This window comes from Candidatus Hepatoplasma crinochetorum Av (assembly GCF_000582535.1).
Lineage (GTDB): Bacteria > Bacillota_I > Bacilli_A > Mycoplasmatales > Hepatoplasmataceae > Hepatoplasma > Hepatoplasma crinochetorum.
The window spans coordinates 36,436-50,619 of sequence record NZ_CP006932.1; the positions used below are offsets into that span (position 1 = coordinate 36,436).

General features: G+C 24.2%; 13 protein-coding genes, 2 tRNA genes and 1 other RNA gene. All 16 read left to right on the top strand.

What is annotated here, in order from left to right:
- Window positions 1-3: 3 nt before the first annotated feature.
- The 16 genes from smpB (at window position 4) to X271_RS00210 (ending at window position 14,181) form a co-directional block, all read left to right on the top strand.
- Complete coding sequence (smpB, locus tag X271_RS00140; RefSeq protein WP_038462204.1) at window positions 4-450, top strand: SsrA-binding protein SmpB; 447 nt, start codon at window positions 4-6, stop codon at window positions 448-450.
- Between the two features lie 5 nt (window positions 451-455).
- Window positions 456-799: a transfer-messenger RNA gene (gene ssrA / locus X271_RS03060) on the top strand.
- 6 nt (window positions 800-805) lie between these two features.
- Entirely contained in the window at window positions 806-2,584 is a 1,779-nt protein-coding gene (locus X271_RS00145; RefSeq protein ID WP_025208450.1) for a hypothetical protein, read from the top strand.
- A 30-nt stretch (window positions 2,585-2,614) separates the two neighbouring features.
- Complete coding sequence (locus X271_RS00150) at window positions 2,615-3,199, top strand: DNA integrity scanning protein DisA nucleotide-binding domain protein (protein ID WP_025208451.1); 585 nt, start codon at window positions 2,615-2,617, stop codon at window positions 3,197-3,199.
- A 1-nt stretch (window position 3,200) separates the two neighbouring features.
- On the top strand, window positions 3,201-3,920 hold the full coding sequence (locus tag X271_RS00155; protein WP_025208452.1) for a purine-nucleoside phosphorylase: 720 nt from the start codon (window positions 3,201-3,203) through the stop codon (window positions 3,918-3,920).
- Between the two features lie 10 nt (window positions 3,921-3,930).
- Entirely contained in the window at window positions 3,931-5,532 is a 1,602-nt protein-coding gene (locus tag X271_RS00160) for a magnesium transporter (protein ID WP_025208453.1), read from the top strand.
- Window positions 5,533-5,644: 112 nt separating this feature from the next.
- Window positions 5,645-5,736: transfer RNA gene (locus tag X271_RS00165), tRNA-Ser, on the top strand.
- Window positions 5,737-5,765: 29 nt separating this feature from the next.
- Window positions 5,766-7,289, top strand: a complete 1,524-nt coding sequence (locus tag X271_RS00170; RefSeq protein WP_025208454.1) for a phospholipase D-like domain-containing protein — start codon at window positions 5,766-5,768, stop codon at window positions 7,287-7,289.
- Window positions 7,290-7,336: 47 nt separating this feature from the next.
- Window positions 7,337-7,411, top strand: a tRNA-Gly gene (locus X271_RS00175).
- A 95-nt stretch (window positions 7,412-7,506) separates the two neighbouring features.
- A complete protein-coding gene (gene ptsP / locus X271_RS00180) occupies window positions 7,507-9,228 on the top strand; it encodes a phosphoenolpyruvate--protein phosphotransferase (RefSeq protein ID WP_025208455.1) in 1,722 nt (573 codons plus the stop codon).
- A 72-nt stretch (window positions 9,229-9,300) separates the two neighbouring features.
- Window positions 9,301-9,810, top strand: a complete 510-nt coding sequence (locus X271_RS00185; protein ID WP_025208456.1) for a PTS sugar transporter subunit IIA — start codon at window positions 9,301-9,303, stop codon at window positions 9,808-9,810.
- 13 nt (window positions 9,811-9,823) lie between these two features.
- Entirely contained in the window at window positions 9,824-10,084 is a 261-nt protein-coding gene (locus X271_RS00190) for an HPr family phosphocarrier protein (RefSeq protein ID WP_025208457.1), read from the top strand.
- 120 nt (window positions 10,085-10,204) lie between these two features.
- Window positions 10,205-10,627: a 30S ribosomal protein S12 gene (rpsL, locus tag X271_RS00195; protein WP_025208458.1), complete on the top strand. Its 423-nt coding sequence runs from the start codon at window positions 10,205-10,207 to the stop codon at window positions 10,625-10,627.
- Window positions 10,628-10,638: 11 nt separating this feature from the next.
- Window positions 10,639-11,109 carry a 30S ribosomal protein S7 gene (gene rpsG, locus X271_RS00200; protein ID WP_025208459.1) on the top strand — a complete coding sequence of 157 codons (471 nt, stop codon included), beginning with the start codon at window positions 10,639-10,641 and terminating at the stop codon, window positions 11,107-11,109.
- 42 nt (window positions 11,110-11,151) lie between these two features.
- Window positions 11,152-13,239, top strand: coding sequence for an elongation factor G (gene fusA / locus X271_RS00205; protein WP_025208460.1), 2,088 nt, complete (start codon window positions 11,152-11,154; stop codon window positions 13,237-13,239).
- Between the two features lie 27 nt (window positions 13,240-13,266).
- A complete protein-coding gene (locus X271_RS00210; RefSeq protein WP_025208461.1) occupies window positions 13,267-14,181 on the top strand; it encodes a UTP--glucose-1-phosphate uridylyltransferase in 915 nt (304 codons plus the stop codon).
- Window positions 14,182-14,184: the final 3 nt, after the last annotated feature.

The following is a 14,184-nucleotide window of genomic DNA, read 5'->3' on the forward strand; positions in this document are numbered from 1 at the left end:
ATTATGAAAATAATTACAATAAACAAAAGAGCAAAACGAGATTATATTTTATTTAAAAAATATATTGCAGGAATTTCCTTATTGGGAGGAGAAGTAAAATCAATTCGCGCAGGTAAAGTTGATATTACAGGCTCTTTTGTAACTTTTGATTATAAGAATAATTTAGTAGTTCATGGGATGAATATCGAACAATATAAATATCAGACACAAGATCATTTTGATAGTTTAAGAACAAAGCAGCTTCTTTTAAATAAACAAGAAATTAGGAAAATAAATGATAAAATTAAATTGGAACGATTAACTGTTGTTCCAACAAAATTATTTATAAATGATAATAGCTTAATAAAATTAGAAATTTCTCTTGCAAAAGGTCGTAATAAAAAAGATATGCGAGAATATTTAAAAGAGAAAGAATTTAAAAAAAGTAAAAAATCATATATCAATATTTAATTTTTGGGGGTGCAGTGGATTTGACAGTTAAGGATAAGCTTAAAGGGCAGTGGTCTAGTAAACCATAATACTATTTAAAGATAATCGGAAACGATGATTCTGCTGTTGATTTTGCTTTAATGCAAGAACAAAATTTTCAAAATTCAAACTTTGCATTAGCATAATAAATTAACACTTTAACTATTTTTTTTCGCTTGGAATTTAGTTAGAGAGGCTTACAAGCGAGTGTAGAATTATTTAAGTAGTGAGTTAAACTTACTTTGTTTGCTAATTTTTTAAATTAGATAAACTGTAGATCTTTAAGTATTTTTTTAATTGGACTCGGGTTCGATTCCCGACACCTCCACCATCTAAAATGAATTTAGCAATAATTCCATTTATTTTTCTTAATCTCTTTTCAATAGTTGTTATTTTTGTAATTTATTTTTCGCTAAAAGAATATTCAAGAATAAAAAATAATCAATTTTCTCCGCTTTCACTAGCGATAATATTTTTATTTTTATTTCCCATTATTTTTATTTTTGAATATTTTTTTTCTTTTTATAATAATCTTTATTATTTGAGTTTAGTTCCTATTTTAATAATTTTCTTTTCTTTTTATTTTGACAATCGTTTTTCCTATCTCATTTTTGCAATTTTTCTTTTTTCTTGAATATTTAAAGTAATGAATTTAGAAGAAGATGGTAGTTTTAATCCCGTTTATCTTTTACCTCTTATTGCAAATTTATCATTAATTTTGATTATTAATCTAAAAGAAATTTCAATATTTAGTAATTTTAAAAATCATTTTTTTGCTTTAAGTATTATCTTTATTTATATTTTCATATTATTTTTATTTTCTATTTTTTTCTTTTTTATTTTAGATTTAAATGATTTTTATGATAATCCTCCTTTAGATTTTTTTATATTACTTTTATCTGAAGTTATCTATTATTATTTTTTCTATATTACAATATTTTTTGTAATTATAAGTTTAGATGCCATTTATAATAATTTTTTTAAACTTGAAAGTTTTGCTGATCAAAACGAAGTTTCTTATTTTAAAATAACTTTAGCACAAGATTATTTAAGAGATTATATTTCTAAAAATAATTATAAATATGGTTTTTTAATTTTATTTAATATTGATAATAAATTTCTTGTAGAAAATAATGATATTAATTTTATTTTAGAATATTTAAAATTAAAAATTGAAAAAAATTATCAAGATTCATTTTTTTTAAAAATTAATAGTAATTATTATTCTGTTTTTATCCCTTTCAAAAGAGAGGAAATTGATCTTGAATTAATTCATAAAAATAGTGAAAAAAATAATCATAAAGGTGACTTTTTTGAAAAATTAGAAAAAATTCTTAGAACAGTAAAGATAAATAATAAAAATGCTAGTGCAGTAGTTTCAACTTATGGATTAGATTCTTGTGATTTTAATCAATTAATATATGATGCATCATATCTTTTAAATTCTGCAATTAAACAAAAAAATATAACTTTAAATCTTTATGATTTTCGTAAAATAAAAGATCGATTATCACGTAACAATAAGATAAGTTATTTAATTGAAACAATTAAAAATTATGATCTTACTTACATTAGATCAAATACAAAGCAAAAAATTTATTATCCTTTAATTTATCTATCAACAGAGGAAAGCAATAAGAAAATAAATTTATATGATTGAATTAATACAAAAAAATTCACAAAAAAAGAAAAAATAATTATTGAAAGATATTTTGCAAATATAATATTAAAGAATTTTCAAAATTATAATTTTGATAAATTAATTTTAAATTATTCATTTAATTATTTAATTAGTAATGATTTTGACAGAAATGAATTTTTAAATAATCTAAAAAAGGAAATAGAATTAGAAAAAGTTGTAATTGGTGTATTTGTAGAAGATAAATTTCGTGATCCTAATAAATTTATTAAATTAAAACATTATTTTAAAGAATTAGGAATTGAATTTGCTCTTTTAGATCTTGAAAATATTAATGAGGATTTTTATAAAATTTTAAAACCTGATTGATTTAAATATTATAAAGAACATAATATTTGAGAGATACTTAATTTTAAAAATAAATTAAGTGAAGATAAACTTAAAAAATATAAAATCAAGGATAATCTTTTAAATTAAAGATTATAATATTGTTAAATTAAATTTGCGATGGAAACTGAATTTTGAATACTAGCTGTATTAATCATTATTTTTACAACTATCCCCTGATTAATTTTTTATTTTCAAAACTCTTCTTTTTTGAAAAGAAAAATTAAACATCAAACAAATGAAGAAGAAAAGATTAATGTAATACAATCAATTGATCTTGCTGTAGAATCATTAATTGCTGATAAAAAGGGTGCTACGATAGTTCTTGATGATTATGATGATGTTGAAAAATATGTTGCTGATTTTGAGTATCTTGATGCCTATGTATCCTCATCACTTATTATCAACATTTTTGAAGGAACACACACACCTTTACATGATGGTGCTTTAATAATAAATAATAACCGAATAAAAAGTGCAGCTGCCTATATTTCGCGATTATCAAGTCAGAAATTACCTAAAAAGTTTGGTACAAGACATCGTTCAGCTTTAGGTTTAAGTGAAGCAACAAATGCAATAATTATTGTTTTATCAGAAGAAACGCAAAATATTCATTTTTTTTATCATGGTGATTATGAAAAAATTGAAAGAAAAGAATTTTTTGAAAAGATTTATAAAATTTGAATAGAACAGAAAGAAGTTTAAAATGACAGCACATAATGAAGCTAAAAAGGAAGATATTGCAAAAATTGTTTTGATGGCAGGAGATCCATTGAGAGCTAGTTTTTTTGCAAAAAAATATTTAAAAAATTATAAATTAGTTAATTCATTAAGAGGAATGCTTACTTTTACAGGATATATAAATGATCTAAAAGTTACAGTAATGGGTCATGGAATGGGAATGGAATCAATTGGTATTTACGCTTATGAACTTTATAAATTTTATGATGTAGATATTATTATTAGATTTGGTTCATGTGGTGGTTATATTAAAGAATTAAATTTATTTGATTTAATTATTGCGGAAAAAGCTTATAGTGAATCAAATTATGGATTAGGATTTAATAATGAAATTAATGATACAATGGAAGCTTCACGTGATCTTGTTGAAAAAGCAATTTTAGCTAGTCAAAAATTAAAATTTATGCAAAAAACAAAAATTGGTAAAATTCATTCTTCATTATGATTTTATACAGAAGGTTTTAAAACACAAATTAAAGATTATGTAGATAAAAAGATAATAGCAGTTGAAATGGAATCCTATGCTCTTTATTTAATTGCAAAAACCCTTAATAAAAAAGCTCTTACTATTCTTACTGTTTCGGATAATTTAATTACAAAAAAAGAAATAAAGGGAATTGAAAGACAAAAAGGATTTATAGATATGTTTGAACTTTTAAAAGAAATAGTAACTAATTTAAATTAGATTTTATATTATGGAAAATAAGAATAAATTAATTTTAAAAGCAATTGAAAAATATTATAAAGAAGGTGATTTTAAAAAAATAAATCATCTCGTTTCTGATATTCATCCTAATTTATTTTATGATTATTTTATTAAACATACAAATTGAAAAGAAGAAGATTATATTATTTTTTTAGAAAATTTAAAAGCAGAGTATGCTTCAAAATTATTTTCTAATTTTTCAAAAAATTATCAATTGAATTTAATTGATGTTCTTTCGGACGATACACTTAAAAAGATTTTTTCAGAATATTATATAGATGAGGCTGTTGATTTATTGGAAGAATATCCCTATGAAAAAACAAGATATATCATTAATCTTTTAGAAGAAAAAGAAGCAAAAAAAATTATTGATATTTTTAAATATAAAAAATATCAAATTGGTTTTCATATGGTTGTTGATTTTGTTGCAATTAAACAAAATCTTACAATTAAAGAAGCAAAAAATGATATTAAAAACAAAGTAAAAAAATCATTAGAAATTATTGGTAATATTTTTGTATTAGATGAGGAAGAAAAACTTGTTGGTTACATTACTCCTGATAGTATTATTGTAGAAGCAAATGATAAAAAAGTAAGTGATTTTTTAATGCCAATTGATTTTATTTATCCTATTGATAAAATTAATAAAGCAGAAAAAATTCTTGCAAAATTTGATGTTCCTTCTGTTCCTGTTGTTGATCAAGAACAAAAAATTGTTGGAGTAATTGAAGCTGAAGATGTAATTGAAATGTATGATGAAATTGATGATGCTTTTTTTGAAGTTCCAAAAGAGAAATATGGATCAAAAGCTTATTTTGATTTAAAAATAATTGATCTTTTCAAATCAAGAATTGTCTGACTTTTAGTATTACTTTTTATTGGAATTCTCTCGCAAGTTATTGTAATGGAATTTCAGAATATTTGAGAAGCAAATGGAATTTATGGATCAACAAGCAGTGATGCAACAGCTGTAATTATTAGTCAAATTGTTACACTTGCTTTATTTACAGCTCTATCTGCTTCTTCTTCTATTAATGATTCGGCTGGAAATAGTGGTTCACAAACTTCTTCTACAATTATAAGATCAATTGCAATTGGTGAAATTGAAGAAAAGGATTTTGGAAGAGCAATTTGAAAAGAAACAAAAGTGGCTTTTTATCTTGGATTAGCAATGTTAGTTGCTTCTTTTTTTCGAATATTTTTTGTTTGATGAATAGTTGGATCTTTAAGAGATATTCCATCTGAAGCAACTGAACTTGGATGAAGTGAGGGAAAAGTTTGATCATGATATATAATAATTGCTTTAATTGCTTCAGTTACTTTTTTTCTTGCAATTTTAATTGGAAATTTAATTGGAGTCTTACTTCCAATAATTGCTTATAAATTTAATTCTGATGGAACTTTAATTTCAGGTCCATTACAAACAACAGTTGTTGATATTGTTGTTGTTACCTTATATTTAGGATTAACTACGGCAATTTTTGTTCCGCTTTCACAAAGTGGATATTTTGATGTTGATACTACAACAAACGTAGTTTCAAATTTTAGTTCAATCAGCAATTTCGGACAATTTATTAGTTTTCAAATTTAAAATATTATTATATTAATTATTTTAAAAATAAATATCTAAATTTATTAATATTTTATTTATGATAAATTTAAAAGATTAATAATTGTTATAATTATTAAGAACATTATTAATTGGAGTAGTACTCAAGTTTGGTTAAGAGGCCTCTCTGCTAAAGAGGTAGTTGGGGAAACCCATTCGCAGGTTCAAATCCTGTCTACTCCACCATTTTTTATTATTGTTATATTTTTAAAAAGATGAAGCAGAAAATTAATTATTATAAGTTTTTAACTTATTTTCACTATTTAATCTCATTATTACTTTTAGTTTTGCTAATTGTTTCGTTTATTTTTTGAGTTTATATTGGGGCAATATTAATTTTAATTTATTATCTTTTTAATTTATATTATTTTATTTTTGATATTTCTTTTAGTGATTTGAATTACCAAGATAAAAGAATTTGATTTATTATTTTGCTTTTTTTACCCGGAACAGGAAGTTATTTATTTTTAATTTTTAAAAAAAATTCAGATAAAAAATTTATTGAAAAACAAAATATATCGATAATAAAAAATGGTTGATCAGAAAATGATGATTTCTTTTTTAAAAAAGATAATTTAAATTTAGTAAAACAAAAAATATTTAATAGCAAAATTGAAAATTTTATACTAGAAAAAGATTTATTTTTTATAAATGATAAAAGCAAAGAAATCGATTTTTTTATAAGTGAAATTAAAAAAGCAAAAAAAGAAATTTGTTTATTTTTATCATCTTTAGATTATGGAATAGTTTGAAAAAAAATTGAAGAGGAATTATTTTTAAAATTAGAGAAAAATGAAAATTTTCAAATTATTTTTTTACTTGATTATTTTGCAATAAATTCAAATAATAAAAAAATAATAGAGAAATTTAAAAATAAAAAAAATATACATTTTTCAATTTTAAATAAAATTCATTTTTATAAAAATTTAACTTTTAAAAAATTTCATGGAAATTTAAATTTTGTAATTATTGATCAAAAAATAGTTTATCTAAATTCTCTTTTACTTACAGAAAAAAATGATCTATTTTCAAAAAATGGATTTATGTTTAATAGTGGTTTTAAATTAAAAAATAATTCAGTAAATTATTTTAATTCCCTTTTTAATTATTTTTTTAGTTTTAAAAATTTAGAATTAGCAGCTAAAAGAAATCAAGAGTTATTAAAATTAAAAACAACAGAAAATTTTATAAATAATTCTAATAATATTCAATTTTATATGAATGGAATTTTTATAAATGATTCTTATTATAAAAGTTTTATTAATTTAATAAATAGTTCCAATACTTCAATTGATTTGATTGTTCCGAATTTATTTTTGCTAAATGATTTTAAAAATTTATTAATTGATGTACTAAAAAGAAACATAAAATTAAGAATAATTGTTTCAGAAACTGAGAATAAATCTTTAAAGACAAAATTAAGCCGTTTATATGAACAAGAAATAATTTCACTTGGAGGAGAAATTTTTAAATTAAAAAATTCAGGTATTAATACAATCTTGTTAATAATTGATAATAAATTAATCTCTTTTTCAACATCAAATTTTAAATATGATTCAATATTTGATAATCTTAACATCTATTTAATATCAGATTCAAAAGAAATGATTACAAAAGCCAATTTATTTTTAAATAATTATTTAAAAATTTCATATAAAGAAACATCAAATTATCTTAAATGATCAATATTTAAACAATTTTGATATAAAATTGTTATTTTATTTTATCCTTTTTTATAAAAAAGTTATTTCAAAATATGAATTTATTATATAATTATTTTAGTGGTGCGAGTGTAGTATAGCGGCTATTATGTCTGGCTTCCAACCAGAAGATGAGGGTTCGATTCCCTTCACTCGCTCCATTTTTTTTATTAAAAAAGCAAAATTTTTAATTTATAATTGTTTTTGTAAATAATATAAATAAGTCTTTTAGAAAAGGATTATCTCTTTAATTTATATGGAAAAATTATTAAAAGGAATAGCAGCATCAGAAGGTATTGCTATTGCAAAAGTCTATAAACTAGAAAAAGCAAAATTAAATATAAAAAAAATATTAATTAATGATTTTCAAAAAGAAATAACAAAATTAGAAGAAGCTTTAATAAAAGCGAAAGAACAAATAAATAATTTAAAATTAAAGGCATTAAAAAAATTAGGTGAGGAAAAAGCTGCAATTTTTGATGCACATTTAGGAATATTATTAGATCCAGAATTAAAAGAACAAGTTTTTAATATGATTAAAAATGAAAAAATAAATGCCTCTTATGCATTTTTAATCATATCTAAAAATTTTCAAGAATTATTTGCACAAATGAATGATCCTTATATGAAAGAAAGAGCATCTGATATAAAAGATGTTTCTGAACGTGTTCTTTCTATTTTAGAAGGAAAAGAAATCAAAGATTTAAGTTTAATAAATCAAGAGGTTATAATTTTAGCACACGATTTAACTCCTTCTGAAACTTCACAACTTAATCCAAAATTTGTAAAAGGTTTTGTTACAGAAATAGGAGGGAAAACTTCACATTCAGCAATTATGGCAAGAACTTTACAAATTCCTGCAATTGTTGGTATTGGTGATGAAATTTTTAAATTTAAAGATCAAAGTCAAATTTTAATTGATGGAACAGACGGAATATTAATTTGTCATCCTGATCAAAAAACAAAAAAACTTTATCAAACAAAAAAAGAACAAGAATTAATTTTTAAAAAAGAAGAAAAGACATTTAAAAATAAATCTTCACAATCAAAAGATGGTTGAAAAACAAAAATTGCTGCAAATATTGGATCACCAGATGATTTAGTTAGTTATCATAATTTTGGAGCAGAAGGAATTGGATTATTTCGTAGTGAATTCTTATATATGGAATCAGAAAATTGACCAACTGAAGATGAACAATTCAATGCTTATAAAAAGGTATTACAAGATTTAAAATCTAATCTTACTGTAATTAGAACACTTGATATAGGTGGAGATAAAACTCTAAAATATTATCAATTTCCCAAAGAAATGAATCCTTTTTTGGGATACAGAGCAATAAGAGTTCAATTAGATCAAAAGAAATTATTAATTACACAAGCGAGAGCTTTGCTTAGAGCTTCGGCTTATGGAAATTTAGGAATTAATCTTCCAATGATTGCTACTGTAGATGAATTTTTGGAAGTTAAAGAAGTTTTTAAAAAAGTTGAAAATGATTTGAAAAAAGAAGGTATAAAAATAGGAAAATATCAATTAGGAATTATGGTGGAGATTCCTTCTACTGTAATTCTTGCAGATAAATTTGCTAAATATTCAGATTTTTTTTCAATTGGAACAAATGATTTAATTCAATATACTTTTGCTGTTGATCGAATGTCTAAATCTGTTTCATATCTTTATCAACCATTTAATCCTGCAATTTTAAAATCAATCAAAACAGTAATTGATAGTTCGCATAAATATAATAAATGAACAGCAATTTGCGGAGAAATGGCAAGTGAAGAAAAATTAGCACCTTTATTTGTTGGAATGGGACTTGATGAATTTTCAATGTCAGCAACATCTGTTCTTAAAATAAGAAGAATAATTTCAAAAGTTGATAAAAAAGATGCTGAAAAATTAGTAGAAAAAGTTCTTAATTTAGAAACATCACAACAAGTAGAAAAAATTCTTACTGATTATCTAAATAAAATTTTATAATAATCAAGAAATTATATAAAGATTATATATAATTTAATGTGTATTACATTATTTTTGTAATGGAGGAAGAATATGTTTTTTTGAAAAAAGAAACAACTTAATGAAAATGAATTAGAAATTCTTTCACCCTGTGAAGGAAAAGTAAAAGATCTTGCAAAAGTAGATGATGCAGTTTTTGCTGAAAAAATGACAGGTGATGGAATTGCTATTATTCCTAAAAATGGAAAAATTTTAGCTCCTTTTAAAGGAAAAATGCAAGTTGTATTTGAAACTGGTCATGCTTATGGAATTAAAAGTGATTTAGGACCAGAAGCATTAGTTCATATTGGGATTGATACTGTTGCTTTAAATGGACAAGGTTTTACTAAGAAAGTATCACAAGGAAAATCAGTAAAAGCATTAGCTGAAATAGCTGAAGTAGATCTTAAAGTCATAAATGAACTTTCTAAAGGATCAGATGTTATTGTAATTTTAACAGATGATTCATTAGAAGGAAAATGAAAATTAGAAATGGTTGTAAAACCAGGTGATGAAGTAAAAGCAGGAGATTTGTTATTCAAAGCAATTAAAAAAGAACAATAGGAAATTTACACATATGGAAATAAAAATTAAAATAATAGATCCTATCGGATTACATGCTCGTCCTGCATCAATTGTTGTTCAACAAGCAAGTAAATTTAAATCAAATATTAAATTAATTGCAAACGGAAAAGAAGCAAATTTAAAGTCTATTATGTCTATTATGGCATTAGGTGTTAAAACTAATACAGAAATTACAATCATTGCTGATGGTAACGATGCAAAAGAAGCATTAGAAAAAATTAAAAAAACAATGCAAGAAAATAAATTAATTTAAATAATTTATAAAAATAGAGGATCAAATCCTCTATTTTTATTTAAATAATGTTATGATATTAAAGTAATAAATTTGTTAATATAAACACTATTATGGTTGAAGAAAAGAAAGGAACTAAAAATGCCTACTATAAATCAATTAGTTCGTAAAGGAAGAGATAATAAAGTTAAGAAAACAAAAACTCCTGCCTTGCAAATAAGAAAAAACACTTTAAAAAATAAAGAAGTAAAAAAATCATCACCACAAATGAGAGGGGTTGCAATTCGTGTTGCAACAATGACTCCAAAAAAACCTAATTCAGCATTGAGAAAATATGCAAGAGTTCGTCTTTCCAATGGCGAGGAAGTAAATGTTTATATTCCTGGGGAAAAACATAATTTACAAGAACACTCAGTAGTTTTAATTAAAGGTGGAAAAGTAAAAGATTTACCTGGAATTAGATATCGTGTAATTAGAGGAACTTTAGATACTTCTGGTGTTGAAAATCGAAAACAAAGTCGCTCACTTTATGGAGCAAAAAAACCAAAAGATAATAAAAAATAAGGAGAGAATTTATGTCAAGAAAATCGCAAGCACCAAAACGTGATGTTTTACCAGATCCAATTTATAATTCAAAAAATATAACTAAATTAGTAAATAATATAATGCTTGATGGTAAGAAAGCAAAAGCAGAAAAAATTTTATATAATGCTTTTAAGATTATTGAAAAAGAAACAAATAAAAAAGCAATGGATATTTTTAATAAAGCACTAGATAATATAATGCCTACCTTAGAATTAAAAGTTAGAAGGATAGGTGGAGCAAATTATCAAATTCCTGTTCCTGTAAATGAAAGAAGAAGAAAAATCTTAGCTTTACGTTGATTAACAAATTATGCTCGTCTGCGCAATGAAAAAACAATGGAAGAAAGATTAGCTCATGAAATAATTGCTGCATCAAAAAATGAAGGTGCAACAATTAAGAAAAAACAAGATACACATAAAATGGCGGAAGCAAATAAAGCATTTGCTCATTTTAGATGATAATAAATTGATTTTTTAAGTTTAAATAAGAGGAGAAATATTTATATGGTAAAGCGAAAAGAACCAATTGAAAAATTTAGAAATATTGGAATAATGGCTCATATTGATGCTGGAAAAACAACAACAACTGAGCGAGTTTTATTTCATTCGGGTAAAGTTCATAAAATTGGCGAAACTCATGATGGACAATCGCAAATGGATTGAATGGAGCAAGAAAAAGAACGTGGAATAACAATTACTTCTGCTGCTACTACAGCTTCATGAAAAGGATATCGTATTAACATTATTGATACACCTGGACACGTTGATTTTACAGTAGAAGTAGAAAGATCTCTTCGTGTTCTTGATGGTGCTGTTGCTGTTCTTGATGGACAAGCAGGAGTTGAACCACAAACAGAAACAGTTTGACGACAAGCAACAAATTATTTAGTTCCAAGAATTGTTTTTGTAAATAAAATGGATAAAATAGGTGCTGATTTTTTTTATTCTGTAGAAAGTTTAAGAAAAAAATTAGGAGCAAAAGTAGCTGCAATTCATGTTCCAATTGGAAAAGAAGATACTTTTGAAGGATTTGTTGATGTAATTGAAAAAAAAGGATATCTTTTTGATCATAAACCGGAAGAGTTATTCAAGGAAATTGAAATTCCTGAAAATTTAAAATTAGATGTAGAAAAAACATATAATAGACTATTAGAAGAAATTTCTGAATTTGATGATAATCTTATGCTTAAGTTTTTAGATGGAAAAGAAATTACAAAAGAAGAAATTTATAAAACAATTCGTAAAGGTGTAATATCTGCAAAATTTCATCCTGTATTATCAGGTAGTGCTTATAAAAATGTTGGAGTAAAACATTTATTAGATGCAGTAATTAAATTTCTTCCCTCTCCTATTGATATTCCTTCAATTAAAGGGCATGATTTAAATGATCAAAAAATCGAAAGAAAAGCAGATGATAATGAACCTTTTTCAGCATTGGCTTTTAAAATAATGACAGATCCCTTTGTAGGAAAATTAACATTTTTCCGTGTTTATTCAGGAACTTTAAAAGCAGGTAGTTATATTGTAAATACAACTAAAGGTAAAAAAGAAAGAGTTGGAAGAATTTTGCAAATGCATGCAAATCACCGATCAGAAGTAGAAGGTGTTGTTGCGGGGGAGATCGCAGCTGCTGTTGGTCTTAAATCAACAACAACAGGAGACACATTATCAGATGAAAAAAATCAAGTTATCCTCGAAAAAATGATTTTTCCTGAACCAGTTATTTCTCTTGCTGTTGAACCAAAAACAAAAGCAGATCAAGATAAATTAGGATTATCACTTGGAAAATTAGCAGAAGAAGACCCAACTTTTCATACAAGAATGAATCATGAAACAGGACAGACAATTATTTCAGGAATGGGTGAATTACATTTAGAAATAATTGTTGATAGATTGAGAAGAGAATTTAAAGTAGGCGTAGATGTAGGTAATCCTGAAGTTTCTTATCGAGAAACTTTAACAAAAAAATCAACAATTGAATCAAAATACATCAAGCAATCTGGGGGACGTGGACAATATGGCCATGTTGTTATTGATTTTGAAAGTAATAAAGATAAAGGTTTTGAGTTTGTTGATAAGATTGTTGGAGGAAGAATTCCTAGAGAATATATTTCTTCAATTAAATCAGGTCTAGAAGAAGCAATGGCTGGAGGAATTCTTGCTGGATATCCAATGATTGATGTAAAAGCAACACTTCATGATGGATCTTATCATGATGTTGATTCTTCTGAAATAGCTTATAAAATTGCTGCATCTAAAGCTCTTAAAAAAGCAAGATCATTATCAAATGCTATTTTATTAGAACCAATTATGGATGTTGAGGTTACAACACCAACAGATTATTTTGGTGACATAATGGGTGATATTTCTGGAAGAAGAGGGCTTATTAATGGGCAAGAAGAGAGAGGGAATGCTCAAGTAATAAAAGCAAATGTTCCTCTTTCAGAAATGTTTGGTTATTCAACAAAATTACGCTCAATGTCTCAAGGTAGAGCTGTATATACAATGCATTTTTCTCATTATTCTACAACTCCAAGAAATATTGCAGAAAAAATTATTAAAGATCGTGGATTTGATAATATTGAAGAATAATTTACTTTAATAATAAAGGTATTTATTATGAAATATAATAATAAACAAAAAATTACCAAAGCTGTAATTCCTGTTGCGGGACTAGGAACTAGATTTCTTCCTTTTACAAAAACAATTCCAAAGGAAATGTTACCAATTTTAAATATTCCATCAATTGAATATATTGTAAAAGATGCGGTGAATGCTGGAATTAAAGATATTATTTTTGTAACTTCTGCAAGAAAAAAAGCACTTGCAGATTATACTGATTCTTATCTTTGATTAGAAGATGAATTACGAAAAAAAAATAAAATTGAGGAGTTGAAATTAATTCAATTCCTTCCAAAAATTGCAAATTATATTTTTGTAAGACAGTCAAAACAATTGGGATTAGGAGATGCTGTATTAAAAGCAAAATATGCAATTGGTAATGAACCCTTTGCTCTACTTTTGGGAGACGATATTTTACTTAATAATTTTAAAAATATTACAAATGATTCAATTTTAAAAAATTTAATAAATTCTTATCAAAAATATCAATCAATAATTGTTCTTTTAAAAAAAATTGAAGGAAAAGAAATTGAAAAATACGGAGTTGTAGGAATAGAAAAAAAAATTGATCAAAAAAATTTCCTTTTAAATTCACTTATTGAAAAACCAACATTTAAAAAAGCTCCTTCAGATCTTGCAATTATGGGTCGATATATTTTAGAACCTAAAATATTTGATTATCTTGAAAAAGAGCAAATAGATCCAAATACAGGCGAAATTCAATTAACTAATGCAATAAGTAAATATCTTCTAGATAAAAATAATGTTTATGGAGTATTATTTGAGGGTAAAAGATATGATATGGGAAATCTTTTGGGTTTCTTAGAAGCAAATATTGATTTTGCTCTTAATGATAAAAAATATCGTAAAGTATTTGCTGAACTTTTAAAAGAAAAAATTAAAAATATTTAATAA